Genomic DNA, 25,944 nt, shown 5'->3' with positions numbered 1-25,944 from the left:
GCCCGGACCCGGCTGACATAATGGGACGATCCGCCGCGGCCCACCGGCCGCGGACGCCCGATCACGACCCCGACCCCGACCCCGACCCCGACCCCGACGAGAGGACGGCACTGAAGTGCCCGGAACCAACCTGACCCGCCAGGAGGCGGCCGCGCGGGCCGAGACCGTGGCGGTGGACGCCTACGACGTGGTCCTCGACCTGACCCGCGGCGAGCGCGTCTTCCGCTCCACGACCACCGTGCGCTTCCGGGCGACCCCGGGCGCCACGACGTTCATCGACGCGATCACCGACGCCGTGCACTCCGTGGTGCTCAACGGCACGCGGCTCGAGCCCGCCGAGGTCTCGGACGGCGTGCGGATCCAGCTGCCCGGGCTCGCCGGGGAGAACGTGCTGACGGTCGAGTCGGACTGCCGGTACATGAACACCGGCGAGGGCCTGCACCGCTTCGTGGACCCGGTCGACGACGAGGTGTACCTCTACACCCAGTTCGAGGTGGCGGACACCCGGCGGATGTTCGCCGTGTTCGAGCAGCCGGACCTCAAGGCGCGCTTCGCGTTCACGGTCACGGCCCCCGCGCACTGGACGGTGGTCTCTACCCAGCCCACCCCGGAGCCCGTCCCCGCCGGCGAGGGCGCCGCCACGTGGTCCTTCGCCCCCACCCCCGTGGTCCCCTGCTACGTCACGGCGCTGATCGCCGGCCCGTACGCGTCGGTGCACGACGAGCTCACCAGCGCCGACGGCCGCACGATCCCCCTGGGCCTGTACGCCCGGCGCTCGCTCATGGAGCACGTCGAGGCGGAGGAGATGTTCGGCGTCACCAAGCAGGGCTTCGAGTTCTACGAGGCGCAGTTCGGCGTGCCCTATCCGTTCGAGAAGTACGACCAGCTGTTCGTCCCCCAGTTCAACGCCGGGGCCATGGAGAACGCCGGCGCGGTGACCTTCGTGGAGCTCTACGTCTTCCGCTCCCGGCCCACGCAGGCCCGGGTGGAGCGGCGGGCCGTCACGATCCTGCACGAGCTCGCCCACATGTGGTTCGGCGACTTCGTGACCATGCGCTGGTGGAACGACCTGTGGCTCAACGAGTCCTTCGCGGAGTTCATGTCCACGCTCGCCGCGGCGGAGAACACCCGCTGGACCGACGCGTGGACCACGTTCGCCGCCGGGGAGAAGTCCTGGGGCTACGAGCAGGACCAGCTGCCCACCACGCACCCCATCGAGGCCGAGATCCGCGACCTCGAGGACGTGCTGGTGAACTTCGACGGGATCACCTACGCCAAGGGCGCCTCGGTGCTCAAGCAGCTGGTGGCCTGGGTGGGCCAGGAGCAGTTCATGGCCGGGCTGAACCGGTACTTCCGCGAGCACGCCTGGGGCAGCACCGAGCTGCGCGACCTCATGGTCCGGCTCGAGGAGGCCAGCGGCCGGGACCTCGACGGGTGGGCCGCGAAGTGGCTGGGGACCGCCGGCGTGAACACGCTGAGCCCGGCCCTGGAGACCGACCAGGACGGGATCATCCGCGCCTTCCGGATCGAGCAGACGGCGCCCGCGGAGCACCCCACGCTGCGCCCGCACCGCCTGGCCGTGGGCTTCTACGACCACGACGCGGAGCAGGGCAAGCTCGTGCGCACCCACCGGGTGGAGCTCGACGTGGACGGCGCGTCCACGGAGGTGCCCGAGCTGGTGGGCCGGGAGCTGCCGGACCTCGTGCTGCTCAACGACGACGACCTCGCCTACGCGAAGATCCGGCTCGACGAATGCTCCCTGGACACCGCCCTCACCCACCTGAAGAACTTCGAGGACCCGCTCCCGCGCGCCCTCGTCCAGGCCTCCGTGTGGGACGGCGTGCACGACGGCGAGACGCCCGCCCGCCGCTACGTGGAGCTCGTGCTGGGCAACATCGCCCACGAGACGTCCTCGACCGGCATCCAGGTGCAGCTGCGCCAGCTCGACACCGTGCTGGACGGCTACGTGGCGGAGCCCGTGCGCGGGACCACCGTGCGCACCGCCGCCGACCGGCTCCGGCGGCTCACCGAGGAGGCGGCCGCCGGGTCCGACCAGCAGCTGCAGTTCCTGAAGGCCTTCGCCCGGCACGCCCGCACCGGGGAGCAGCTCGACGTCCTCGAGCAGCTCCTCGACGGCCGGGGCTCCCTGCCGGGCCTGGCGCTGGACACCGACCTGCGCTGGAGCCTGCTCACCGCGCTGTGCGCCGGCGGGCGCCTCGGCGACGCGGACGTGGACGCGATGCTCGCCCGGGACAACACCGAGAACGGCGCGATCGCGGCCGCCCGCGCCCGGGCGTCGATCCCCACGGCCGAGGCCAAGGCCCGGGCCTGGCAGCAGATCGTGGTGGACGGGTCGCTGCCCAACTCGATCCAGGACGCGGCGATCGACGGGTTCCGCACGGCCGCCGACACGGCCCTGCTCGCCCCGTACGTCGAGCAGTACTTCGCGGCGATCCCGGAGGTCTGGCGCACCCGCACCCACGAGCTCGCCCAGCAGATCGCGACCGGCATGTACCCGAACATCCCCACCCAGGAGACGGTCGACGCCACGGACGCCTTCCTCGCGGACCTGCCCGGGGATCTGCACGGGCTCCGCCGGCTCGTGCTCGAGCAGCGCGACGCGACCGCGCGCGCGGTCCGCGCGCAGGCCGTGGACGCCGCCTACCAGGCGGTGCGCGCGTGAGCGGCGAGCAGCGACGGCCCGGTCCCGGCGAGGACGGTCCCGGCGGGCACGGCCCCGGTGGGCACGCTCCCGGCGGTCCCGGCCCGACGCCCCCGGCCGGTGCGGACCCGCGGACCGACCCCGCCGCCGCGGCCCCGCCCGGGGCGCGGTCCTTCGCCGTGGGGGCCCCGCTCGCCCAGCTGCGCCGCCCGGTGCCGCAGGTCGGCGACGAGCGGCAGCAGGCCGAGGCGGGCACGTCGTCGTCGTTCTACGAGCAGGTGGGCGGGCACGAGACGTTCGTGAAGCTCGTGCACGAGTTCTACGCCCGGGTGGCCCAGGACGAACGGTTCCGGGCGCTCTACCCGGAGGACGACCTCGGCCCCGCCGAGGAGCGGCTGCGGATGTTCCTCGAGCAGTACTGGGGCGGGCCGACCACCTACTCGGAGCGGCGCGGGCACCCGCGGCTGCGGATGCGGCACATGCCGTTCCCCGTGGACACCTGGGCGCGCGAGACGTGGCTGACGCACATGCGCGCGGCCCTGGACGCCTTGGAGCTCTCCCCGCTGCACGACGGGATCATCTGGGACTACTTCGACCGCGCCGCCCACGCGATGGTCAACCGGCCCGGCTGAGCCGGCCCCCCGCCGGCCTCAGCGCTTGGCGAGGACGTGCCCGCCGGGGGTGCTCAGGCGCACCCAGCGGCCGTTCTCGGCCACGGCGACCGCCGTGCCGGGGCGCAGGAAGCCGAGGGAGTACGCGGCGAACGCCGCGCCGTCCGGCGGCGGCGCCCCGGTGAGGCGTCCCGCGAGGGGCTCCGCCCACCCGGACGAGCGGCCCCAGACCTGCGAGCGCACGGTGTCGACGACGGCGGCCCCCGCGTCCGTGGGCACTGTCCGCGCGACCTCGGCGATCCCGGCCCGGGCGGCCTCGCGCAGCTCGTCCCCGGCGACGTCCCCCACCGGCGCCCACCCGCTCAGCGGCGGGGCGATCCCCGCCCAGGAGACGGTCGCGTCCATCGGGGGCAGCCCCACGTCCGTGGCGTCCTGGTCCTGGCGCGGCATCCGGTCGAGGACCCCGCCGAGCGGGACGGTGACGTCCAGGGACTGCTCCCGGGCCAGCGCCGCGGTGCGCAGGCCCAGCACCGTGGGCGTGCTGTCGAGCAGGCCGTGCGGTTCGAGCACGCACACGTAGACGCCCAGGGCACGCCCGCGCGCCTGGAAGCGCACCGCGCCCTGGGGGTCCACGCCGCGGGCGCGGGACAGGTAGGTCCGCAGGTCGGCGACGTCCCGCGGGTCCGTCAGGGGAAGGGAGCGGCTCACGGGGCTCAGGCCTCGGCGGGGACGGGCCGGCGGGCGAAGCGGGTCGGGGCGTCCGACCACAGGCCGAGCGCGCTCCGCGGCGTCTCGTCGAGGCGCACGGGACGTCCGGTGGCCCGGTCGATCACCACGACCACGGTCTGGGCCACGGCGTAGACCCGGGAGCCGTCCTCCTCCTGGACCGCGTAGTCCAGCACGAAGCTCGACCCGCCCACGGAGGAGACCCACACGCGCACGAACACCGGCTCGGGGCGGTACAGCAGCTGTTGCGTGTACTCGACCTCCTGCCGGCCGATCACGGTCATCCGGTCGCCCAGCAGGGAGCGGAACGTGGCGTCCGCGGGCGCACCGGCCACCGCGTCCCCGGGCAGCGGGCGGGCCATGAGCCGGACGCGGGCGTCCTCCAGGTACTGGAGCATCGTGACGTTGTTGACGTGGCCGTAGCTGTCGATGTCGCCGAAGCGCATCTGGATGGGGATCAGCAGCGAAGACATGCCCCCCATCCCATCACACCGCGCCCCGCCGGTCGCGCCGCGGCGCGACCGGCGTCCTGGCTAGAGTGAGGCCCATGACCTACAGCCCCATCCCGGACCCCACGCAGGCCCTGCTCGACATGCTCGACCTCGCGGACGGGGGTGGCGCCCGCACCCTCGAGGACATCTACGTGGGCCACTCCATCTCCCCCGCACGCGGCCGGGTCTACGGCGGGCAGGTCCTGGCGCAGGCGGTGACCGCCGCGATGCGCACGGTGGAGCCGGAGCGGATCATCCACTCCCTGCACGCGTACTTCCTGCGCGCCGGGGACGTGTCCCGGCCGATCACCTTCGGGGTGGAGCGGATCCGGGACGGCCGGTCCTTCTCCGCCCGCCGCGTGCACGCCTACCAGGAGGGGCGGGCCATCCTCTCGGCCATCGCGTCCTTCCAGGTACCGGCCCGGGGCCTGGACCACCAGGACGAGTGCCCGCAGAACCTGCCGGACCCGGAGTCCCTGCCGAGCGCCGTGGAGCTGCTGGGCCACGTCGACGCCCCCGAGGCGCAGGCGATCGCCCACGAGCGGCCCTTCGACATGCGCTACATCACCGAGCCGATCTACTTCAAGCCGGACTCCCGCGGCGAGCCGTTCAACGCGGTGTGGATCAAGACCCTCAAGCCCCTGCCGGACGACCCGAACGTGCACCGCGCCGCGCTCGCCTACGCGAGCGACTACACCCTGCTCGAGCCCATCCTCCGGCTGCACGGCAAGACGTGGATCGAGCCGGGCATGAACATCGCCTCGCTCGACCACGCCATGTGGTGGCACCGGGAGGCCCGCGCCGACGAGTGGCTGCTCTACGTGCAGTCCTCCCCCAACGCGTCCTCGGCCCGCGGCCTCGGGGTGGGCCGGATGTTCTCCCGGGACGGGCGGCTCGTGGCCACCACCGCCCAGGAGGGCATGATGCGCTTCCCCGAGTTCGCCTAGCCGCACCGGAGCACGACGAAGGGGCCCGTCCGGCGGGAGAGAACAGTTCTCTCCCGCCGGACGGGCCCCTTCGGTGCCGTCGAGGAGTCCGGGCGCGGCCCGGCTCCGCGTCAGTCGCGGGTGAGCCGGCGGTGCGTGACGCGGTGCGGCCGCGCGGCGTCGGCGCCGAGGCGCTCCACCTTGTTGGCCTCGTAGGACTCGAAGTTGCCCTCGAACCAGTACCACCGGTCCGGCTCCTCCTCGGTGCCCTCCCACGCGAGGATGTGGGTGGCGACCCGGTCGAGGAACCACCGGTCGTGGGAGACCACCACGGCGCAGCCCGGGAACTCCAGCAGGGCGTTCTCCAGCGAGCCGAGGGTCTCGACGTCGAGGTCGTTGGTGGGCTCGTCGAGCAGCAACAGGTTGCCGCCCTGCTTGAGGGTCAGAGCCAGGTTCAGCCGGTTGCGCTCACCGCCGGAGAGCACCCCCGCCTTCTTCTGCTGGTCGGGGCCCTTGAACCCGAACGCGGAGACGTAGGCGCGCGAGGGCATCTCCACGTTGCCGACGTTGATGTAGTCGAGGCCGTCGGAGACGACCTCCCACAGCGACTTGTTGGCGTCGAGGTTCGCGCGGTTCTGGTCCACGTAGGAGATCTTGACGGAGTCGCCGATCCGCAGCTCCCCGCCGTCCAGCTCCTCGAGGCCCACGATGGTCTTGAACAGGGTCGACTTGCCGACGCCGTTGGGGCCGATGACGCCCACGATGCCGTTGCGCGGCAGGGAGAAGGACAGCTCCTTGATGAGGCTGCGGTCCCCGAAGCCCTTCTGCAGGTCCTTCGCCTCGATCACGAGGTTGCCCAGGCGGGGACCCGGCGGGATCTGGATCTCCTCGAAGTCCAGCTTGCGGGTCTTCTCGGCCTCGGCGGCCATCTCCTCGTAGCGGGCCAGGCGGGCCTTCGACTTCGCCTGGCGGCCCTTGGCGTTGGAGCGCACCCACTCGAGCTCGTCGGCCAGGCGCCTGGCCTGCTTGGCGTCCTTCTTGCCCTGCACCTCCATGCGGGCGCGCTTGGTCTCGAGGTAGGCCGAGTAGTTGCCCTCGTAGCCGTACAGCCGGCCGCGGTCGACCTCACAGATCCACTCGGCCACGTGGTCGAGGAAGTACCGGTCGTGGGTCACGGCCATGACGGCGCCGTGGTAGTCCTTCAGGTGCTGCTCGAGCCACAGCACGGACTCGGCGTCGAGGTGGTTGGTGGGCTCGTCCAGCAGCAGGAGGTCCGGCTTCTGCAGCAGCAGCTTGCACAGGGCCACGCGGCGGCGCTCGCCACCGGAGAGGACCTTGACGTCGGTGTCCGGCGGCGGGCAGCGCAGGGCGTCCATCGCCTGCTCCAGCTGGGAGTCGAGGTCCCAGGCGTTGGCGGCGTCGATGTCCTCCTGGAGCTTGCCCATCTCCTCCATGAGGGAGTCGAAGTCGGCGTCCGGCTGGGCCATCTCCTCGGAGATCGCGTTGAAGCGGTCGACCTTGGCCTTGATCTCGCCCACGCCCTCCTCGACGTTGCCGAGGACGGTCTTCTCCTCGTTCAGCGGCGGCTCCTGCAGCAGGATGCCGACGGTGTAGCCGGGGCTGAGCCTCGCCTCTCCGTTGGAGGGCTGGTCGAGGCCGGCCATGATCTTGAGGATGGTGGACTTGCCGGCCCCGTTGGGCCCCACGACGCCGATCTTCGCGCCGGGGTAGAACGACATGGTGACGTCGTCCAGGATGACTTTGTCGCCCACGGTCTTGCGGGCCTTGGACATTGTGTAGATGAATTCCGCCATGCCCTCAAGGCTACCCCGCTCCGCGGCGGCCCACGGGCGGGGACGGAGCGGGGACGGCGGCCCCGCTCCGTCCCTCGGACACCAGGGCGGCCCCGCGGTCCGTTCCGTCCCCGGAACACCGGGGCGGCCCCGCCCGGGCGGCTCAGCCGGCCGCGGGTTGCCGGCGGGAGCGCCGGCCGGGGTCGGCCGCCGCCCCGACGAGCTCGCCGGTCTCCGGGTCGACGCCCTCCGGGACGGCCGGGGCCCCTGCGTCGTGGTCGCCACCCGAGTCCGCCGGAGCCTCGCCCGGGGCCTCCGGAGCGTCCGAGGCACCGGTCGCCGCTGCGTCCCCGGGCTGTCCGGCGAGCCGTTCCCCCGTCTGGTCGGCGGGTGGCGAGGAGCTCACGGTGCGCTGGAAGCAGGCCGTGCCGAGCGCGAGGTCGTGGCCGACGGACACCGCGTCCACGTCGACCGCCGTGTTGCGGCCGTGCTCGCCCTCCCAGAACCGGACCTTGAGCTTGCCGACCACCACCACGGGCTGGCCCTTCTTGATGCTGGCCAGGACGTTGAGCCCCAGGGCGCGGAACGCCTGGATCGAGAACCAGTTGGTGTGCCCGTCCCGCCACGAGCCGGCCTGCTGGTCGAACCAGCGCGGGGTGGAGGCCAGGCGGAAGGTCACCACCACGGTGCCGTCGGGCAGGCTGCGGGACTCGGGATCCGTGGCCACGTAGCCGCGGACGGTGATCTGCTCGGTCATCGGGAACTCCTCTGGACGGCGGCCGGTGCGGCCGGTGCTGGCCCCGGTGGCGGGGTGCACCCAGCGTCCGTCCGCACCGGGGGCCGCCGCGGCGCGGACGCCCGCGGTGTGGACGGCAGGTCCGTCGTCGCCGGCGAACGGTGCGCTGTGCAGTGCGGTCGAGGGCCCGGCGTTCTATGGGTTCGCCCGTCGCGAGGTCCACGGCCGGTCGGGCGAAGGGTCGCACTCGTGGTCAGCCGCCCACAGCCCGGCACCGTCGGACTGCGGACGTCCTCACTGCCCGTCGATGTCGGCGGCGTTCCAGGCGATGACGCCGAGGGGTTCCCGGCGCCGCTCCTGCTCGTGGGAGCACGCCCAGCACCACGGGCCGTACAGGGGCGGGGCGCCGCACTGGCAGAGCCGGATCCGGGCCATCGGACTCACCTCGATGTTCGTTGCAGTGGCCTGGCAGGTGGTGGCCTGCCGGACGACATCCTGCGCGGGTGTCCTCACCCCTACTACCGGTGCGGGAGCCTCTGTGGATGCACCGGGACCGGCTTTTCCGCGGTCCGCGACACCCGCGCGCCCTCCGCCTCAGCGGCGGCTGCTCCGGACGGGGGCCGTGTCCCGCAGGATCGCCGCCGGGCGCCCTGCCGACCGCAGCGCTGCGCTGCGGCCGGCAGGGCGTTCCCGTGGTCGTCGGCCGGCACGCCCTCGCGGCGCGGACCCGACGGTGCAGTGCGGCCGCCCTGGCCCGGCACAGTCGGCTCCGCGCCGGGCGCGCTCTCCCCCGCGTGCGGCCACCGCACCGCGCACCGGTGTCCTTTACCGTGCGACCCCTGCGGCTACGCGGCGCTCCCCGGCTCGACGACGACGCAGTCCTCCCGGAAGTCCAGGTGCATGCAGTGCAGGTCGACGACGCCCCGGATGATGGTCTCCAGCTGCTGCGGGTCGATGTCCTCGCCGACCTGCCGGACGATGAAGTCCCTGGTGTCCTCCGCGGCCTCCTCCACCGTGTCGTAGTGGTAGTAGCGGGCCCCCCGGCCCGTCCACTGCCTGATGATGGTGACGCTCATGGTTCCTCCCCTGGATCGGATCCGGACGCACGGTCCGTGGCCGCCCCGGGCACCCCGTCCGGGAACTGCGGCCGTCCCGGCGGGCTGCCGCCGGGGACGTCGCCGAGGTGCTGGTCCTGCCCTTCCCCGTCCCGGCGAGGACGTCGGGTGGCCGGAGCACCGCACCCCGCGATGTGCTTATTAACGTATGCGAATTCACAGGGTGGTGGCTGTCCACACTTTCGCGAAAACTCATAGCAGCGGTGGGCGGGAGGCGGGATGACGGCCACGGCGCCCTCGCCCCGGAGTGACGGCGACCCCGCCCTGTCGGCGGTGAGCCGGCGGGACGGGGTCGCACGGGTGCCCCAGGAGGGAGTCGAACCCCCGACCAAGAGATTAGAAGGCTCCTGCTCTATCCACTGAGCTACTGAGGCGGGCCGCCCGGGAGACCGTCCCGGGCGCCGCGCACGAGTTTACCAACTCGCCGCGGTGGCCCGGTCCGCCCTCGGTGCGCGGCGCGCTGCTGCGGGGGCCGACAGCGGCCCCCGACGACCCGCCCGGTCGCCGGGACGGCCCGGCCGCCGGGGCCGCCCGGCGGGCTCAGATCACGGCGCTCTGCACCGGGGGCTGGTAGCGGCCCCGGAAGAGCCGCCGGGTCGCCGGGTCGATGAACCACAGGTACACGCCGTAGGAGAGGGCGACGACCGCCGCGATCAGCCGGCCGGAGCTGAGGTCCAGGTCCAGGTACGGGAAGACGTCCAGCTGGTCGGACACCGCGTAGATCATGAAGAAGACGGTGAGGAAGAACAGGATGTCCACCTGCCAGTCGCTGCGGATCCCCGTGACGGCGAACAGGGGGATGAGCCACACCACGTACCAGGCCTGGATCATCGGGGAGAAGAGCACGATCGCGGCGAACGCCCACGCCAGACGGCGGATGATCCGCTCGTCCCGGCCCACGAACATGAGCCAGAGGATCACCGGCACCGCGAGCGCCTGCCCCACCGAGTGGGTGACCTCCCGCCACTGGCCCGAGTCGCCGCCCACGGCCGCGGCCAGGGTCGCGGCGAGGCCGCCGACGAAGCCCACGGGGGCGTACCAGATGGACACCGAGCCCGGGGTGGACATGGCGGCGACCCAGCCGAAGCCGAAGCCGTTGACCAGGCCCATGAGCCCGAGCAGGGCGATCGAGTAGGCGAGCACGAGGAACCAGATCACGAAGCGGCGCGTCCACGAGGCGCCCCGGCCCGCCCAGAGCAGACCGATGAACGGGAGGAAGACGAGCGTGATGGGCTTGATCGCCACGGACAGGGTGACGAGCGTGGTGCCGAGCAGTCCGCCCTTCCAGTTCCGGTGCACGGCGGCCGCGTAGGTGCCGCCCAGGGCCAGGGCGATCATGATGGCGTCGTTGTGCACGGAGACGATGAAGTTCGTGAGGAACAGGGGGTTCGCCACGCTCAGCCACAGGGCCCGTGCCGGGTTGATGCCGTGCAGCCGCGCGAGCCGCGGGATCAGCCACATGCACGCGATCACGGCGAGCACGCACAGCCCCCGGAACCAGAGCACGGCGGCGTCCGGGTCCGCCCCGGTGACGGCCACCACGAACTGCTCGATCCACAGGAAGAGCGGCCCGTAGGGCGGCGGGGACTCCGACCACATCTGGTCCGCCCCGAGCTGGAAGAAGTTGTCGATCGTGGAGACGCCGTGCTCGTAGGGGTTGAGCCCGTTGGCCATGACTCTGCCCTGGCCGATGTAGGAGTACACGTCGCGGCTGAACAGCGGGATCGTCACGAGCATGGGGGCGGACCACGCCGCGATGGCGGTGAGCACCCAGCGGCCGCTGCCCGGTCCCCACCGGTTGAGCTTCTGCCCCAGCCGCAGCCACTCGCGGATCAGGAGCATCCCGCCCACGGCGAGCAGGAGGATGGAGACGATCACCCCGGTGGTGGTGAAGCGCATGCCGATGATCACCGGCGCCTGCCGCAGCGGGGAGACGGAGGCGAGCCAGCCGACGCCGAGGGAGCCGACGAGCAGCATGACGGAACCGACGGTGCCCATGATCACGGTCCGCAGCGGCGATCCGGAGATGTACCGCGAGCTCCCGGGATCCGCCGGCGGCCGGACGCCGTCGGGGCCCTCGCCCGGGGCCGCCGCCCTCGAAGTGGTCTGCACTGCTCTCCCGATGCGCCCGTCCGGTGGCTTCGGGTGCCGCGGCTGGGCGCAGCACGGACCCGTGGTCGCCCCGATCCTATCCCCGGCCGCTGCGGGATCCCCGAAGGAGCCGGGGCGGGGAGCTGCGCCGTCGGGGCGGCACGGTAGATTGTCCGGGTGGCTATTTCGAACGGACGCATAGTGTGGATCGACTGCGAGATGACGGGGCTGTCCCTCGAGGATGACGCCCTCATCGAGGTGGCGGCGCTCGTCACCGACGACGAGCTCAACGTCCTCGGCGAGGGCGTCGACGTCGTGATCCGCCCGAGCGAGGCGGCGCTGGCGCAGATGGGGGACTTCGTGCGGAACATGCACACCTCCTCCCGGCTGCTCGACGAGCTCCCCTCCGGCATGACGATGGAGGAGGCGCAGGCCCAGGTCCTCGCCTATGTCAAGCAGTGGGTGCCCGAGCCGGGCCGGGCGCCCCTGGGCGGGAACTCGGTGGGCACGGACCGCACGTTCCTGGTGCGCGACATGCCGGAGCTCGTGGCGCACCTGCACTACCGCGTGATCGACGTCTCCACCATCAAGGAGCTCTCCCGCCGCTGGTTCCCCCGGGCCTACTTCCAGGCCCCGCCGAAGACCGGCAACCACCGGGCCCTCGGCGACATCCGCGACTCGATCGACGAGCTGCGCTACTACCGCCGCGCCGTGTTCGCCCCCGAGCCCGGACCGGACTCGGAGACCGCGAAGACCATCGCCGCGGAGATCTCCGCCTCCCGCACCGGCGCCTGAGCCCTTCCTCCGCCGGCGCGGCCCGCGGGCGGCGGAGGAAGGGCTCCGGCGTGGTCCTGGGCGGTCCGGGAATGCGGTACACTCGTATGCGTTGCCCAGCGGAAGCACGGTCTTCCGGCGGGCGTTCATGGTGGGCGTAGCTCAGTTCGGCAGAGCGCCTGGTTGTGGTCCAGGAGGTCGCGGGTTCAACCCCCGTCGCTCACCCGCTGTGAAAGGCCGTCCCGAGGACTCGGGACGGCCTTTCGTCGTTCCCGGTCCGGTTCGAAGGGGCGCCAGCCCCGGCAAGTCGAAGGAAGTGCGTCATGGCCGTCCGCCCCGTGGTGATCACCGGCGATCCCGTCCTCCACCGTCCCGCCGCGAAGGTGGCGCGCTTCGACGAGGAGCTGCGCGCCCTCGTCGAGGACATGTACGAGACCATGGACGCCGCCCACGGCGTGGGCCTCGCCGCCCCGCAGATCGGCGTGGGCCTGCGGATCTTCACCTACACCTTCCAGAACGACGACGGCGTGCCGCCGCGCGGCGTCCTCGTCAACCCCGTCCTGACCCCGGGGAAGATCTCCCAGGACGCGCCGGACCCGGACGAGGAGACCGAGGGCTGCCTGTCCGTGCCGGGTCACAGCTGGCCGCTCAAGCGCGCGGACTGGGTCCGGGTCGCGGGCTTCGACGCCGACGGCCGTCCGGTGGACTTCGAGGCCACGGGCTGGTTCGCCCGGGTCATGCAGCACGAGTACGACCACCTGGACGGCAAGCTCTACGTGGACCGGCTCAACGACCGGTGGGCCCGGAAGGCGCGCAAGGCCGTCAAGGCCGAGGGCTGGGGCCAGGCCGGCCGCACCTGGACGCCCGGCGTCGACGAGGACCCGTTCGGCCACTGAGCCCCGGCGGGCTCCGACGCAGGTCCGCGCCCGAACCCCGGCAGGCGGCCGCGCGGGCCCCTGACCCGGGCTCGACGGTCTCCGGCGCAGGCCCCGGGCCCGGACCGAGGACCCGCGACCTGTGCGACCGGCCCGCCCCCGGACTCAGTCCTCAGTGCGCACCACGACGAGCTCGCCCGCCGAGCGGGCCGTGGGCCCGGTGAGCTCGGCGTGCCAGCGCTCGCGCGCCGCCGCGAGCAGCTCCTGCGGCGTCGCGGGGCGCTCGCCCTCGGCGGCGCGCTCGACCAGGTGCCGGGCGAGCAGCCCGCGGGTGTGCTTGGCCATGTGCGAGACGACCTGCCGCTTCCCGTGGCGCTCCCGGACCACCTTCACGCCCACCGTCCGCTCGCGCGGTCCGCGCCACGCCGCCGCGTAGGCCGCCGACCGGCAGTCCACGACGATCCCGTCCCCGGCGGCGGCTCCCAGCACGGCCGGCAGGTGCTGCTTCCAGTGGGCGGCGAGCCGGCCGAGCCCCGGCAGCTCCGCCCCCATGGACAGGCGGTAGGCGGGGATCCGGTCCTCGGGGCGCACCGCGCCCCACAGGGCCGAGACGACGACGAGGGACTCCGCCGCGGCGGCCCGCTGCGCCCCGGTCATCCCGGCCGGGTCGAGGGCGTCGTAGAGGACGCCGGTGTAGACGCTCAGGGCGGGTGCGGCGGGCTCCGTGCCCAGGCGGGTGTTGCGCTCGACCTCTCCCCGCAGCCGCTCCCCCACGCCCAGCAGCTCGAGCGCGTCGTCGCGGGCGCTCGTCGCGGACAGCTCGGCCAGGACCTGCTCGCGGGCGGCCGTGAGCTCGGGGAAGGACAGCAGCGCGGGGTCGACGGGCGCACCGGTGTCGGGGGCGGTCTTGGTCTCGGAGGGCGGGAGGAGGATCAGCACCCGCAGAAGTCTAGTGACCCGGCGGGGCCGGTGCGCCCGCGGGGCGGACAGGGAGCCCGGGGCCGGTCCGGACCCGGTGGTCCGGCGGGTAGGATGGGCGGCGGACAGGTCGGCCGGGTGACCGCGGGCCGCGCAGCTCCGGCTGCCGCGGCGCGAGGAAAGTCCGGGCTCCGCAGAGCAGGATGATGGGCAACGCCCACTCGGGGAGACCCGCAGGAAAGTGCCACAGAAAACAGACCGCCCGCCCCGGTCCGTCCGGGCAGCGGGTGAGGGTGAAAAGGTGGTGTAAGAGACCACCAGCGCGCCGGGTGACCGGCGTGGCTCGGCAAACCCCATCCGGAGCAAGGCCAGACAGGGTGCGTCCGAGGGCTGCTCGTCCGAGCACCCGGGTAGGCCGCTCGAGCCCACCGGCAACGGTGGGCCTAGATGGATGGTCACCAGCACGGCACGGGCGACCGGCCGTGTGCACAGAACCCGGCTTACAGGCCGGCCTGTCCCCCGCATCCCTCCCGGCGCCGCCGGCGCGCCAGGCCCCGCCGGGGCCTCAGGAGCGGACGAGGATCACCCCGCACTCCGGGCACGTGAGCACCTCGTCCGCGGCCGCGCCCCGGAACGTCGCGGCGTCCGTGGGGCTGAGCGCCGATCCGCAGGACCCGCACACGGTGCCCCGCAGCTCCGCGGCCGCCGGCCGCTCGGTGCCGCGCCCGGTCCGGATCTTCTCGTACCGCGCCAGCAGGCCGGGATGGCCCACGCCCTCCGCGGCGGCGGCGCGCGTGCCGGCCAGGTCGCCGCGCTCGGCCGTCAGGGTCCGGCCCTCCTCGTCCCGGGCTGCAACGAGACGGCGCGCCTCCGCGTCGGCCTCCTTGAGCCGCGGGGTGATCCGGGCGCGGTGCGCCACGGCGTCGTCGAGCTCCTGCATGATCTCCAGCTCCGCCTCCTCGGCCTCGGCCAGCTGCCGGGTGCGGGTCTCGATCTCGTGCTGCAGACCCATGAGGTCCTTGGCGGATCCGCCCTGCTCGAGGCGCCGGCGGTCCTTCTCGATCGAGGCCTGGACGCGGGCGGCCTTCTGCTCGGCGGCCGCCAGCCGGTCGCGGACCGCCTGCTCCCCGGACTCGAGCTCCTTCGCGGTGGCGATCGCCCGGGCCCGCAGCTGCAGCGCGGCGGCGACCTCGGGGTCGGCCTTCAACTCAGCGATCCGGGCGGTGATCCGGCGCAGCCGGGCGTCGACCTGCTCGAGCGCCAGCAGGGCTCGTTGCTGCTCGGGCGTGGCGGTGCTCATGCGGGTCCTCCTGCGGTCGGGGCGTCGGGGGCGGAACGGTCGTGGCCGGGGTGGTCCCGGCCCGACCGGACGGGGTCGGACCCGTCGTGGCCGGCGTGGTCGAGGCGGAAGTCCCACGGGTCGGAGCGCCGGTGCGAGACCTCGACCTCGACGTCGTGGCCGCGCGCGGCGAGCGCCGCCCGCAGCGCCGCGGCGCCCACGGGCAGCCACAGCCACTCGCTCGCGAAGTGGGACAGGTCCACGAGGTACGGCGTGCCGTCGGCCCCGGGACCCGCGGCGGCCTCGCGCGCCTCGGACGCGGGGTGGTGGCGCAGGTCCGCGGTCACGTAGGCGTCGGCCCCGGCGGCCCGCACCGCGTCGAGGAGCGAGTCCCCCGCTCCTCCGCACACCGCGACGCGCCGCACGAGGGCGTCGGGGTCCCCGGCCACGCGCACGCCGTGGGCGGTGGGCGGCACGGCGTCGGCCAGGCGCCGGGCCAGCTCGCGCAGGCGGACGGGACGCGCGAGCTCCCCCACGCGCCCGATGCCCACGGCCGGGTCGTCGGGGTGCGGCGCGAGCGGCGCCGTCGTCGTGAGCCCCGCGGCCCGGGCCACGGCGTCCGAGACGCCGTCCGGGGCCGAGTCCGCGTTGGTGTGGCAGGCGAGCAGCGCGCACCGGTGCTCGATGAGCTCGTGCACCACGGCGCCCTTGAAGCCGTCGGCGGCCACCGAGGTGACCCCGCGCAGGAGCAGGGGGTGGTGGGTGATCAGCAGGTCGGCGCCGGTGGAGACGGCCTCGGCCACGACGTCGGCCACGGGGTCCACCGCGAAGAGGATCCGGCGGACCGGCTGGTCCGGGCGCCCGGTGACGAGCCCGCTGGCGTCCCAGGGCTCCTGCAGGCGAAGGGGCCACAGCTGCTCGACGGTCTCGAGCACCTCCGACAGGGAGGGCGCGGGCCGGGGCGGGGACGTGCTCTGCTCGCTCATGGGGCCAGTCTAGGAGCCGCCCCCGCCGCGGGCCCGGAGGGTCCCGGGAATGATGCGGGCCGCGCGGTGTTGTACGGGTCATGGCCTTCTCCGCGCACGACGACGCACGCCCCGTCCCTGCTCCCGCTCCCGGCGGCCCCGCCGGCCCCGTGACCTTCGTGCTCGCCGGCGGGTGCTTCTGGTGCCTCGACGCCGTCTACCGCATCACCCGGGGAGTCACCTCCGTGGTCTCCGGGTACACCGGGGGCGGCCCCGGGCGCCCGAGCTACTACGAGGTGTGCTCGGGCACGACCGGCCACGCGGAGGCCGTCGCCGTGACCTTCGACCCGTCGGTCGTGCCGGCGGACGTGATCCTCGACCTCTTCTTCACCGGCCACGACCCCACCACGCTCAACCGGCAGGGCTACGACGTGGGCACCCAGTACCGGTCCGCCATGTTCTGGGCCGACGAGTCCCAGCGGGAGCTCTTCGAGCGCTCGATCGCCCGGACGCAGCCGGCGTGGGACCAGCCCATCGTCACCACGCTCGAGCCGCTGGGCACGTTCTGGGAGGCGGAGCCCGAGCACCAGGACTTCTACGCCGCCCAGCCCTGGAACGGCTACTGCCAGGTGATCATCAACCCCAAGCTGGCGAAGGTCCGGCAACGTTACTCCGCGTGGCTTACCGCGTAGTAGCGGTTGCGGGGCCTGGCTAGGCTGAGCTAGGACCGCGCCGCCGCGGGCCCCCCAGAGCACCGGCGGCCAGTGCAGCACCCGAGCTCCACCGGAATCCGACCCAGAAGTCCGACAGAGAACCGACCACGCAGAAACCGAGGTACGCACATGGCGAAGATCTACAACGACGTCACCGAGATCGTGGGCCGCACCCCGCTCGTCCACCTGAACCGGCTCGACGAGGGCCTGCCCGGCAACGTCGCCGTGAAGCTGGAGTTCTACAGCCCGGCCAGCTCCGTGAAGGACCGCATCGGCGTGGCCATCATCGACGCCGCCGAGAAGTCCGGCCAGCTCAAGCCGGGCGGCACGGTCGTCGAGGGCACCTCCGGCAACACCGGCATCGCGCTGGCCATGGTCGGCGCCGCCCGCGGCTACAAGGTCATCCTGACCATGCCCGAGACCATGTCCACGGAGCGGCGGGTCATGCTCCGCGCCTACGGCGCCCAGATCGTGCTCACCCCGGGCGCCGAGGGCATGCGCGGCGCCGTGGAGAAGGCCCAGGAGATCGTCGAGACGACCGAGAACGCGGTCCTCGCCAGCCAGTTCGCCAACGAGGCCAACCCGGCGATCCACTACGCGACCACGGGCCCCGAGGTCTGGGAGGACACCGACGGCCAGGTCGACGTGTTCATCTCCGGCGTGGGCACCGGCGGCACCATCACGGGCGCGGGCCGCTACCTGCGCGAGCAGAAGCCGGACGTGCGCCTCGTCGTCGTCGAGCCGGCCGACTCGCCGCTGCTCACCGAGGGCAAGGCCGGTCCGCACAAGATCCAGGGCCTCGGGGCGAACTTCGTCCCGGACATCCTCGACCGCGAGATCTACGACGACGTCTACGACGTGACCGTCGAGGACTCCGTGCGGGTCGCCCGCGAGCTCGGCACCAAGGAGGGCATCCTCGGCGGGATCTCCTCGGGCGCCATCGTCTGGGCCGCCCTCCAGGAGGCCGCCAAGGAGGAGAACCGGGACAAGCTGATCGTCGCGATCGTGTGCGACTTCGGCGAGCGCTACATCTCCACCCTGCTCTACGAGGACATCCGGGGCTGAGCCCAGCGACGCCCGCACGACCCGTCCCTGCCGGGAATAGCGCCGCCTGCCGGTGACGTTTCCCCCGGTGGTGGGCGGGTCGTTCCCGTCCGCGCCCCAGCACGTCCTGCCGGTCCCGGCAGGACACGACCCCGGAAGAACAGAGGACAGCCGTGAGTTTCTGGAGCCGACTCGCCGAGGACCTGCAGACGGCCCGGACGCACGACCCGGCCGCGCGCTCCCGGGCGGAGATCGCCCTCAACTACTCGGGTCTGCACGCCATCTGGATCCACCGGCTGTCCCACCGGCTCTGGCAGCGACCCGACCGGCGGCTGCTGGCCCGCACGGTCTCCCAGCTCGGCCGCTTCCTCACCGGTGTGGAGATCCACCCCGGCGCCACCATCGGGCGCCGCTTCTTCATCGACCACGGCATGGGCGTGGTCATCGGGGAGACCGCCGAGATCGGCGAGGACGTGATGATCTACCACGGGGTGACCCTGGGCGGGCGCTCCCTCGAGAAGGTCAAGCGGCACCCCACCGTGGGCGACCGGGTGGTGATCGGCGCCGGCGCGAAGATCCTCGGCCCGGTGGAGATCGGCGCCGACTCCGCCGTGGGCGCCAACGCCGTGGTGGTCAAGGACGTCCCGGAGGACTCGATCGTGACCGGAATCCCCGGCAAGGTCCGCCCGCGCACCCCGGAGAAGCAGCAGCCGCTCGTGGACCCCTCCAGCTACATCGACCCCGCCATGTGGATCTGACCCGCCCTGCGGATCTGAGCCCCGCCGGTCAGCACGACGCCGGCCGGCCGCTCCCCGATCGGGGGGACGGCCGGCCGGCGTCGTCGTGCGGGGGTCGGGCCGGGTCAGGCGACGACCTCGGAGCGGTCCCCGCTCCACAGGGTGTGGTAGACGCCCTCGGCGTCGTCGGTGCGCCGGTAGGTGTGCGCGCCGAAATAGTCGCGCAGCCCCTGCGTGAGGGCCGCGTTGAGCCGGGGCCGGCGCAGCGAGTCGTAGTAGTTCAGCGTGGTGGCGAACACCGGTGCCGGGATGCCGCGCTCCACGGCACGGGCCACGACCCGCCGCCAGGACGGCAGGGCGTCCTCGATCGCGGTGACGAACTCGGGGGCGAACAGCAGGTTCAGCGGCTGCTTGTCGCCCTTGTACGCCTCCATGATCACCTCGAGCAGCTCGGCCCGGATGATGCAGCCCTCGCGCCACAGGCTCGCGATCGTGGCGAGGTCCAGGTCCCAGCCGTACTCCCGGCCGGCCATGGTGAGCATGTCGAGGCCCTGGGCGTAGCTGACGAGCTTCGAGGCGTACAGGGCCTTGCGCACGTCCTCCACGAACTCGGGGTCGTGCACGACGTCCTCGGTGGTGCCCCCGACGCCGGCGGGCAGCACGCGCTGCGCCTCGAGTCGCATCTCCGGCTCGGCGGAGGACAGCGCCCGGGCGAAGACGGACTCGGCGATCGCGGTGACCGGGGAGCCCAGCTCGAGGGCCTCCTGGACCGTCCAGCGGCCAGTGCCCTTCTGCCCCGCGGCGTCCACGATCACGTCGATGAGGGGCTGGTCGGTGCGGGCGTCGACCTGGCGCAGCACGTGGGCGGTGATCTCGATGAGGTAGGAGGCCAGCTCGGTGCGGTTCCACTGCTCGAAGACGTCGGCCTGCTCGGCCGGCTCGAGCCCCGCGACGGAGCGGAGCAGCTCGTGCGCCTCGCCGATGACCTGCATGTCGGCGTACTCGATGCCGTTGTGCACCATCTTCACGAAGTGTCCGGCGCCGTCCGTGTCGATCCACGCGCAGCACGGCCTGCCGTCCTCGGCCTTGGCGGCGATGTCCTCGAGGAGGGGGCCGAGGGAGTCGTAGGACTTGGCCGGGCCGCCGGGCATGATGGAGGGCCCGAGCAGGGCGCCCTCCTCACCGCCCGAGACGCCCACGCCCACGAAGTCCAGGCCCTTCTCGGCGAGCTCCCGCTCGCGGCGCCGGGTGTCCTGGAAGTAGGAGTTGCCGCCGTCGATGATGATGTCGTCCTTCTCGAGCAGCGGCACGAGCTGCTCGATGACGGCGTCCACGGGGGCGCCGGCCTTGACCATCACCAGGATGCGGCGAGGGGTCTCGAGGGCGTCCACGAGCTCCTGGAGGCTCTCCGTGCGGATGAACGCCCCCTCGTCGCCGTGGGCGTCGAGCAGGGCGTCCGTCTTCCCGACGGAGCGGTTGTGGAGGGCGACGGTGTAACCGTGCCGGGCGAAGTTGCGGGCGAGGTTGGCGCCCATGACCGCGAGGCCGGTGACGCCGATCTGGGCTTTCTGTTCTGCTGGCATGCCCCCAGCCTACAAACCCCGGGGACCGGCCATGTCCGGTGCGCACTTGTTGCCGCCGCTTCCCGGGGCGGATCGCGCGGGCGGGCCGACGGTGACGTCCGGGGAAGCACCGGCGTCACAATCGCCGCGCGCCCGGCAGGGGCTCCTAGATTGGTCCTGCAGCACGACGAGTCGGGGGGCCGGGGATGAACGCGTGGACGAGGGCACTGGCGGGGGCCGTGGCCGGTGCCGCCCTGTGGTCGGGCGCCGCGCTCGCGCCCGCCGCCGCCGCCGGCGGGGTCGACCTGGTCCTGGGCACCAGGGTGGTGCTCGACGAGGCCACGGTCGGCCAGGCCACCGAGGGGGCCGCCCGGCTGTGCGGGGGCCCGCCCTCCGGCTACGTGAAGCGGGCCCGGAAGGCCGCCCGCACGGGCAGCATCGTGGTCCTCTGCACCCGCCCCGGGAACAAGCAGGTGTACTTCCGCTGACCGCGCGCCGGTTCCCGGCGTGTCGTGGTGGGTCCTACCGGGATCGAACCGATGACATCCACGGTGTAAACGTGGCGCTCTACCAGCTGAGCTAAAGACCCTGACAACCGGGTGGGAGGTTTGCGCAACCGCCGGCACCCGGTTCCCGAACAGGCTACCCGCCGCGGCGGACCGGCGCCGACCGGCCGGGGGCCCGCCCCGGTGTGACGTTGCCCATATTCCGCGGGGAGCCTACGGGCGGGCGAGTCGCTGCTCGAGGCCCACCAGGAACTCGGTCGCGGAGGCGTCGACCTTGAGCCGTGCCGCGGCGTCCCCCCGGGTGCGCCCGTGGTTGACGATCACCACCGGCACGTCGGCGCGCACGGCGTGCCGGACGAAGCGCCGTCCCGAGTTCACCGTCAGGGAGGAGCCGACGACCAGCAGGGCGTCCGCGGCGTCCACCATGCGCAGCGCGCGCAGCACCCGGTGCCGGGGGGCGTTCTCCCCGAAGAACACGACGTCGGGCTTCAGGACCCCGCCGCAGACGGGGCAGTCCGGCACCCGGAACCCGGCCGTGCGCGGCACCACGGCGTCGGCGTCCGGGGCGAACTCGATGTCCTCCGCGGAGGAGATCGAGTCGTAGAAGCCGGGGTTGAGCTCGTCGAACAGCTCGGAGAGCACGGACCGCGGGATCCGGCTGGCGCAGCGCAGGCACCCCACCTGCGTGTACCGCCCGTGCAGGTCCACGACATTGAGGGATCCGGCGGCCTGGTGCAGCCGGTCGATGTTCTGAGTGACCACGCCCGTCACGGCCCCCGACTCCTCGAGGCGGGCCAGGGCCGCGTGCCCGCGGTTCGGCCGGGCCCGGGCCAGGTGGCGCCAGCCGTACTGGTTGCGCGCCCAGTAGTGGCTGCGCATCGCGGCGCTGCCCGTGAACTCGTCGAACGTCATGGGGGTGCGGGGGGTGGAGCCGGGGCCGCGGTAGTCCGGGATCCCGGAGTCCGTGCTGATCCCGGCGCCCGTCAGCACGGCGGTCCGGCGGCCCGCCAGCAACTCGACGGCCCGGGCCAGCCCGGCGTCGAGCCCGGCGGCGTCGGGATCGGGGAACTGGTCGGGGTGCACGGGGGCGCCGTAGCCGGCGCGGACGGTGGGCATCGTGGCTCGCTCGGGGACCGGGCCGGCCGCGCTCAGCCGGGCAGCCGGGTGAGGGCGGCGCGGTAGGCCTCCAGCTCCCGGGGCACTCCGCGCTCGGACCGGAAGGCGTCGACGACGACGCCGTCCGCGTCCAGCACGAACGTGGCCCGCTCCGCGAGGCCGGCCTCCGCGTCGAAGACCCCGTAGCGCTGCGCCACGGCCCCGTGGGGCCAGAAGTCGGAGAGCAGGTCGAAGTCGAAGGACTCCTCCCGGGCGAACGCCCGCAGCGTGTACTTGGAGTCCACGGACACCGCGAGCAGCCGCACCCCGGCGTCGTCGAACACGGGCAGGCTGTCCTGGAGCCGGCACAGCTCCCCGGTGCAGGTCCCGGAGAACGCGAACGGGAAGAACACGATCGCCACCGGACGGCCGCGCAGGCCGCTCAGGGCGACCGGCTCGCCGAACTGGTTCTGGAGGGTGAAGTCCGGAGCGGGGGCGCCGATCTCGAGCATGCGTGGTCTCCTCCGGTGGGTTCCGTGGCGCCCGGTCAGACGTTGCGCTTGGGCATGAGCCGGGTCGCGGCCCAGTCCGCGCTGACGCGCGCGGTCGTGGTCACGTGCAGGCCCGCCGTGGGGGCGGCCTCCTGGACCTCCGCGGGCGGCACGTAGCCGTCGCGCCCGGCCTTCGGGGTCAGCACCCACACCACGCCCCCGTCGTCCAGGGTGGTGGTGACGTCCACCAGCGTGTCGACCAGGTCGCCGTCGCCCTCGCGGAACCACAGGAGCACGGCGTCGACGACCTCCTGGTCCTCCTCGTCGAGCAGGTCCGAGCCGATCACTTCCTCGATGCCGTCCCTCAGGTCGAGGTCGACGTCCTCGTCGTATCCGAACTCCTGGATGTAGTCGCCATCCTTGAAACCGAGCTGGACTACCGCGTCACCCGCGGTGGTCTTGGCCTCGCTCACTGTTCATGCTCCTTCTGGGATCGGGCCGACGAACGACGACCACGCACTGCGTACCGGTGCTGGGCTCCGCCTGCCCGTCGGCGGACCGCGGGGGCACGGTGGCGGGCCGGATACCGGCTTCACCGTCCAGACAACACCGGATCAGGGACTCTTTCAAGCTCCCGCACGGTGCGGACCGCCGAATCGTGGGGCGACACGTCGTGTGACGGCCCGCCCCGGTTGTGGAAGCATGGTCCCAACAGACACCCCGTGCGCCCGGGTGGCCCTGTCGGCGCAATCCGCACGACGGGCCGGTTCCCGGACGCCGCCCGCCCCGGGCGGCGTCCGGACAGCCGGACAGCCGGACGGGCAACGGGTATTTTGAGACTGTCGGACGACCCGGCCGCGTTCTCGCGCGCACCCGCCCGGGAACCTGATCGGGCAACTCGACGAAGAGAGGTTGAACGTGCCTTCATCCAGCAACCACCACATCCTCAGTGGCTTGACCAACAACCTGAAGGACTCCGACGCCGAGGAGACCCGGGAGTGGATCGAGTCCTTCGAGGGCCTGATCGAGACGCACGGCACGGAGCGGGCGCAGTACATCATGCGTGCCCTGCTCCAGCACGCGGGCGCCAAGAGCGTGGGCGTGCCGATGGTGACCACCACCGACTACGTGAACTCGATCCCCGTGGACCAGGAGCCGGAGTTCCCGGGCGACGAGGAGATCGAGCGGCGCTACCGCGCGTTCCTGCGCTGGAACGCCGCCGTGATGGTGCACCGGGCCCAGCGCCCCGAGATCGGCGTGGGCGGGCACATCTCCTCCTACGCCGGCGTGGCCACCCTCTACGAGGTGGGCCTCAACCACTTCTTCCGCGGCCCCGAGCACCCCGGCGGCGGCGACCAGGTGTTCTGGCAGGGCCACTCCTCACCCGGCAACTACGCGCGCGCCTACCTCGAGGGCCGGCTCACCGAGGAGCAGCTGGACGGGTTCCGGCAGGAGAAGACCAAGGCCCCGAACGGGCTGCCCTCCTATCCGCACCCCCGCTCCATGCCGGACTTCTGGCAGTTCCCCACGGTCTCGATGGGCATCGGCCCGATGAACGCGATCTACCAGGCGCAGTTCAACCGGTACCTGCACCACCGCGGCATCAAGGACACCTCCGAGCAGCACGTCTGGGCGTTCCTCGGCGACGGCGAGATGGACGAGCCCGAGTCGCGCGGACTGCTGCAGCTGGCCGCCAACGACAAGCTGGACAACCTCACCTTCGTGATCAACTGCAACCTGCAGCGCCTGGACGGACCGGTGCGCGGCAACGGCAAGATCATCCAGGAGCTGGAGGCCTTCTTCCGCGGCGCCGGCTGGAACGTCGTCAAGGTCCTCTGGGGCCGCGAGTGGGACGAGCTGCTCGCCAAGGACGAGGACGGCGAGCTCGTGCGGATCATGAACGAGACGCTCGACGGCGACTACCAGACGTACAAGGCGGAGTCCGGCGGCTTCATCCGCGACCACTTCTTCGGCAAGTCCCCGGCCACCAAGGAGCTCGTCGCGGACATGTCCGACGACGAGATCTGGGAGCTCAAGCGCGGCGCGCACGACTACCACAAGGTGTACGCCGCCTACAAGGCCGCGACCGAGCACCAGGGCCAGCCGACCGTGGTCCTGGCGCAGGGCGTCAAGGGCTACGGCCTGGGCAGCCACTTCGAGGCGCGCAACGCGACCCACCAGATGAAGAAGCTGACCCTGGAGGACCTCAAGGCCTTCCGGGACCACCTGCGCATCCCCGTCTCGGACGAGGAGCTGGAGAGCGACCTCTACGGCGCCCCGTACTACCACCCCGGCAAGGACTCCCCGGAGATCAAGTACCTGCTCGAGCGCCGGAAGGAGCTCGGCGGCTTCGTCCCGGACCGCCCGCACGAGCAGCCCGAGATCGCGCTGCCGTCCGACGACGCGTACCGGTCCGCGAAGAAGGGCTCCGGCAAGCAGATGGCGGCCACCACCATGGCCTTCGTGCGGATCCTGAAGGACCTCCTGCGGGAGAAGGAGTTCGGCCACCGGATCGTGCCCATCGTCCCCGACGAGGCCCGCACCTTCGGCATGGACTCGTTCTTCCCCACGGCCAAGATCTACAACCCCAACGGGCAGAACTACCTCTCCGTGGACCGCGAGCTCATGCTCGCCTACAAGGAGTCCCCGCAGGGGCAGATCCTGCACGCCGGGATCAACGAGGCCGGCTCCGTGGCCGCATTCACCGCCGCGGGCACCGCCTACGCCACCCACGGCGAGCCCATGGTGCCGGTCTACATCTTCTACTCGATGTTCGGCTTCCAGCGCACCGGCGACTCCTTCTGGGCCGCCGCCGACCAGATGACCCGCGGGTTCATCATCGGGGCCACCGCCGGGCGCACCACGCTCACCGGCGAGGGCCTCCAGCACGCCGACGGCCACTCCCCGCTGCTGGCCGCGACCAACCCGGCGGTGGTCTCCTACGACCCGGCCTACGGCTACGAGATCGCCCACATCGTGCGGCGCGGCCTCGAGCACATGTACGGCACGGGCGACGAGGACCACAACGTCATGTACTACCTGACGGTCTACAACGAGCCGTACCAGCAGCCGGCCGAGCCGGAGGGCGTGGACGTCGAGGGCATCGTCAAGGGCATCTACCTGCTCAAGCCCGCCGAGAACGAAGGGCCCCGCGCGCAGCTGCTCGCCTCCGGCGTGGCCGTGCCGTGGGCCCTCGAGGCGCAGAAGCTGCTCGCCGAGGACTGGGGCGTCTCCGCCGACGTGTGGTCCGTGACCTCCTGGGTGGAGCTGCGCCGCGACGGCCTGGCCGCCGAGAAGGAGGCGTTCCTCAACCCCGGCGACGGCACCCGGACCCCGTACGTGGCCCAGCAGCTGGCCGGGGCCACGGGCCCGGTCGTGGCCGTCTCGGACTTCAGCGCGGACCTGCCGGACAAGATCCGCCAGTTCGTCCCGAACGATTTCGCGTCCCTGGGCGCCGACAGCTTCGGCTTCTCGGACACCCGCGCCGGCGCCCGCCGGCACTTCAAGATCGACTCCCACTCCATGGTGGTCCGTGCCCTGGAGATGCTCGCCAAGCGCGGCGAGGTCGACTGGCGCGCCCCCGGTGAGGCGATCGAGAAGTACGCCCTCAACGACGTCACCGCCGGCACCTCCGGCAACGCGGGCGGCGACGCCTGAGCCCTGCCCCCGGCGCACCACGGCGCCCCGCCCACCCGCGTCCGGGTGGGCGGGGCGCCGTCGTCGTGGCCGGGTCCGGACGCGGCGGACCGGTGCTCTAAGACCTGGTCTCAAAACCTGATCGGTCGTTGCCCACCTGCCTGGGAACGGTCCACAGTGCCTGCATGACGACGAGGA

The 25,944-nt window shown here is 72.7% G+C and carries 24 protein-coding genes, 3 tRNA genes and 1 other RNA gene; 12 read left to right on the top strand and 16 right to left on the bottom strand.

Going from position 1 to position 25,944, the window contains the following annotated elements; all coding sequences use genetic code 11:
- The first annotated feature begins 115 nt into the window (after positions 1–115).
- Both pepN and ACPYN7_RS03870 read left to right on the top strand, forming a co-directional pair.
- Positions 116–2,683 carry an aminopeptidase N gene (gene pepN / locus ACPYN7_RS03875; protein ID WP_424346732.1) on the top strand — a complete coding sequence of 856 codons (2,568 nt, stop codon included), beginning with the start codon at positions 116–118 and terminating at the stop codon, positions 2,681–2,683.
- A gap of 179 nt (positions 2,684–2,862) precedes the next feature.
- A complete protein-coding gene (locus ACPYN7_RS03870; protein WP_424346863.1) occupies positions 2,863–3,294 on the top strand; it encodes a globin in 432 nt (143 codons plus the stop codon).
- 18 nt (positions 3,295–3,312) lie between these two features.
- Here ACPYN7_RS03870 and ACPYN7_RS03865 read toward each other — a convergent pair whose 3' ends face one another.
- Together ACPYN7_RS03865 and ACPYN7_RS03860 are read right to left on the bottom strand one after the other, a co-directional pair.
- Positions 3,313–3,981: a hypothetical protein gene (locus ACPYN7_RS03865; RefSeq protein ID WP_058874169.1), complete on the bottom strand. Its 669-nt coding sequence runs from the start codon at positions 3,979–3,981 to the stop codon at positions 3,313–3,315.
- Positions 3,982–3,986: 5 nt separating this feature from the next.
- Entirely contained in the window at positions 3,987–4,472 is a 486-nt protein-coding gene (locus ACPYN7_RS03860) for an acyl-CoA thioesterase (protein WP_058874185.1), read from the bottom strand.
- Between the two features lie 74 nt (positions 4,473–4,546).
- Between ACPYN7_RS03860 and ACPYN7_RS03855 the strand changes: the two genes are divergently transcribed.
- Complete coding sequence (locus ACPYN7_RS03855) at positions 4,547–5,437, top strand: acyl-CoA thioesterase (protein ID WP_058874168.1); 891 nt, start codon at positions 4,547–4,549, stop codon at positions 5,435–5,437.
- A 110-nt stretch (positions 5,438–5,547) separates the two neighbouring features.
- On the opposite strand, the gene ettA is transcribed toward ACPYN7_RS03855, so the two are convergent.
- From ettA to mptB, 6 genes are all read right to left on the bottom strand, one after another.
- Entirely contained in the window at positions 5,548–7,230 is a 1,683-nt protein-coding gene (ettA, locus tag ACPYN7_RS03850; protein WP_424346731.1) for an energy-dependent translational throttle protein EttA, read from the bottom strand.
- Positions 7,231–7,372: 142 nt separating this feature from the next.
- The gene (locus tag ACPYN7_RS03845) at positions 7,373–7,966 is read right to left on the bottom strand and encodes a single-stranded DNA-binding protein (RefSeq protein ID WP_058874166.1); all 594 of its coding nucleotides are present in this window, start codon (positions 7,964–7,966) and stop codon (positions 7,373–7,375) included.
- A 273-nt stretch (positions 7,967–8,239) separates the two neighbouring features.
- Positions 8,240–8,380, bottom strand: coding sequence for a hypothetical protein (locus ACPYN7_RS03840; RefSeq protein ID WP_157571375.1), 141 nt, complete (start codon positions 8,378–8,380; stop codon positions 8,240–8,242).
- 410 nt (positions 8,381–8,790) lie between these two features.
- Positions 8,791–9,021: a hypothetical protein gene (locus ACPYN7_RS03835; protein WP_058874165.1), complete on the bottom strand. Its 231-nt coding sequence runs from the start codon at positions 9,019–9,021 to the stop codon at positions 8,791–8,793.
- Positions 9,022–9,361: 340 nt separating this feature from the next.
- Positions 9,362–9,434 (bottom strand) — tRNA-Arg (locus ACPYN7_RS03830).
- Positions 9,435–9,600: 166 nt separating this feature from the next.
- A complete protein-coding gene (gene mptB / locus ACPYN7_RS03825; RefSeq protein WP_424346730.1) occupies positions 9,601–11,172 on the bottom strand; it encodes a polyprenol phosphomannose-dependent alpha 1,6 mannosyltransferase MptB in 1,572 nt (523 codons plus the stop codon).
- A gap of 198 nt (positions 11,173–11,370) precedes the next feature.
- On the opposite strand from mptB, the gene orn reads away from it, so the two are divergent.
- The 3 genes from orn to def all read left to right on the top strand — a co-directional run bounded on the left by orn (position 11,371) and on the right by def (position 12,821).
- A complete protein-coding gene (orn, locus tag ACPYN7_RS03820) occupies positions 11,371–11,946 on the top strand; it encodes an oligoribonuclease (RefSeq protein WP_058874183.1) in 576 nt (191 codons plus the stop codon).
- Positions 11,947–12,076: 130 nt separating this feature from the next.
- Positions 12,077–12,150: transfer RNA gene (locus ACPYN7_RS03815), tRNA-His, on the top strand.
- A gap of 98 nt (positions 12,151–12,248) precedes the next feature.
- Positions 12,249–12,821 carry a peptide deformylase gene (gene def / locus ACPYN7_RS03810; RefSeq protein ID WP_424346729.1) on the top strand — a complete coding sequence of 191 codons (573 nt, stop codon included), beginning with the start codon at positions 12,249–12,251 and terminating at the stop codon, positions 12,819–12,821.
- A gap of 144 nt (positions 12,822–12,965) precedes the next feature.
- Here def and ACPYN7_RS03805 read toward each other — a convergent pair whose 3' ends face one another.
- The gene (locus ACPYN7_RS03805; protein ID WP_058874163.1) at positions 12,966–13,739 is read right to left on the bottom strand and encodes a YaaA family protein; all 774 of its coding nucleotides are present in this window, start codon (positions 13,737–13,739) and stop codon (positions 12,966–12,968) included.
- Between the two features lie 105 nt (positions 13,740–13,844).
- On the opposite strand from ACPYN7_RS03805, the gene rnpB reads away from it, so the two are divergent.
- Positions 13,845–14,237: RNase P RNA component class A (gene rnpB / locus ACPYN7_RS03800), an RNA gene on the top strand.
- Positions 14,238–14,283: 46 nt separating this feature from the next.
- Here rnpB and ACPYN7_RS03795 read toward each other — a convergent pair.
- Both ACPYN7_RS03795 and ACPYN7_RS03790 read right to left on the bottom strand, forming a co-directional pair.
- Positions 14,284–15,018: a zinc ribbon domain-containing protein gene (locus ACPYN7_RS03795; RefSeq protein ID WP_058874162.1), complete on the bottom strand. Its 735-nt coding sequence runs from the start codon at positions 15,016–15,018 to the stop codon at positions 14,284–14,286.
- A complete protein-coding gene (locus ACPYN7_RS03790) occupies positions 15,015–15,983 on the bottom strand; it encodes a Nif3-like dinuclear metal center hexameric protein (RefSeq protein ID WP_424346728.1) in 969 nt (322 codons plus the stop codon). The genes ACPYN7_RS03795 and ACPYN7_RS03790 overlap by 4 nt, the downstream gene beginning before the upstream one ends.
- Positions 15,984–16,063: 80 nt before the next feature.
- Here ACPYN7_RS03790 and msrA point away from each other — a divergent pair, with 80 nt between their 5' ends.
- The 3 genes from msrA (at position 16,064) to epsC (ending at position 18,477) form a co-directional block, all read left to right on the top strand.
- On the top strand, positions 16,064–16,654 hold the full coding sequence (gene msrA / locus ACPYN7_RS03785; RefSeq protein ID WP_231738364.1) for a peptide-methionine (S)-S-oxide reductase MsrA: 591 nt from the start codon (positions 16,064–16,066) through the stop codon (positions 16,652–16,654).
- A 150-nt stretch (positions 16,655–16,804) separates the two neighbouring features.
- A complete protein-coding gene (gene cysK, locus ACPYN7_RS03780; protein WP_058874160.1) occupies positions 16,805–17,740 on the top strand; it encodes a cysteine synthase A in 936 nt (311 codons plus the stop codon).
- A gap of 152 nt (positions 17,741–17,892) precedes the next feature.
- Positions 17,893–18,477, top strand: a complete 585-nt coding sequence (gene epsC, locus ACPYN7_RS03775; RefSeq protein ID WP_058874159.1) for a serine O-acetyltransferase EpsC — start codon at positions 17,893–17,895, stop codon at positions 18,475–18,477.
- Positions 18,478–18,581: 104 nt separating this feature from the next.
- On the opposite strand, the gene gndA is transcribed toward epsC, so the two are convergent.
- A complete protein-coding gene (gndA, locus tag ACPYN7_RS03770) occupies positions 18,582–20,039 on the bottom strand; it encodes an NADP-dependent phosphogluconate dehydrogenase (RefSeq protein WP_058874158.1) in 1,458 nt (485 codons plus the stop codon).
- A 185-nt stretch (positions 20,040–20,224) separates the two neighbouring features.
- On the opposite strand from gndA, the gene ACPYN7_RS03765 reads away from it, so the two are divergent.
- The gene (locus ACPYN7_RS03765) at positions 20,225–20,506 is read left to right on the top strand and encodes a hypothetical protein (protein ID WP_058874157.1); all 282 of its coding nucleotides are present in this window, start codon (positions 20,225–20,227) and stop codon (positions 20,504–20,506) included.
- 25 nt (positions 20,507–20,531) lie between these two features.
- On the opposite strand, the gene ACPYN7_RS03760 is transcribed toward ACPYN7_RS03765, so the two are convergent.
- The 4 genes from ACPYN7_RS03760 to ACPYN7_RS03745 form a co-directional block, all read right to left on the bottom strand.
- Positions 20,532–20,607, bottom strand: a tRNA-Val gene (locus ACPYN7_RS03760).
- A gap of 130 nt (positions 20,608–20,737) precedes the next feature.
- Positions 20,738–21,640: an NAD-dependent protein deacetylase gene (locus ACPYN7_RS03755; protein ID WP_058874156.1), complete on the bottom strand. Its 903-nt coding sequence runs from the start codon at positions 21,638–21,640 to the stop codon at positions 20,738–20,740.
- Between the two features lie 32 nt (positions 21,641–21,672).
- Positions 21,673–22,131, bottom strand: coding sequence for a peroxiredoxin (locus tag ACPYN7_RS03750; protein WP_058874155.1), 459 nt, complete (start codon positions 22,129–22,131; stop codon positions 21,673–21,675).
- A 35-nt stretch (positions 22,132–22,166) separates the two neighbouring features.
- Positions 22,167–22,583, bottom strand: a complete 417-nt coding sequence (locus ACPYN7_RS03745; protein WP_058874154.1) for a DUF3052 domain-containing protein — start codon at positions 22,581–22,583, stop codon at positions 22,167–22,169.
- A 445-nt stretch (positions 22,584–23,028) separates the two neighbouring features.
- Here ACPYN7_RS03745 and aceE point away from each other — a divergent pair, with 445 nt between their 5' ends.
- The gene (gene aceE, locus ACPYN7_RS03740) at positions 23,029–25,767 is read left to right on the top strand and encodes a pyruvate dehydrogenase (acetyl-transferring), homodimeric type (protein WP_058874181.1); all 2,739 of its coding nucleotides are present in this window, start codon (positions 23,029–23,031) and stop codon (positions 25,765–25,767) included.
- Positions 25,768–25,944: the final 177 nt, after the last annotated feature.

It is taken from the genome of Kocuria sp. CH-021 (genome assembly GCF_049716185.1).
GTDB classification, from domain to species: Bacteria; Actinomycetota; Actinomycetes; order Actinomycetales; family Micrococcaceae; genus Kocuria; species Kocuria cellulosilytica.
Note: the sequence above shows the minus strand (reverse complement) of the source record. Positions and strands in the feature narration are given on the sequence as shown.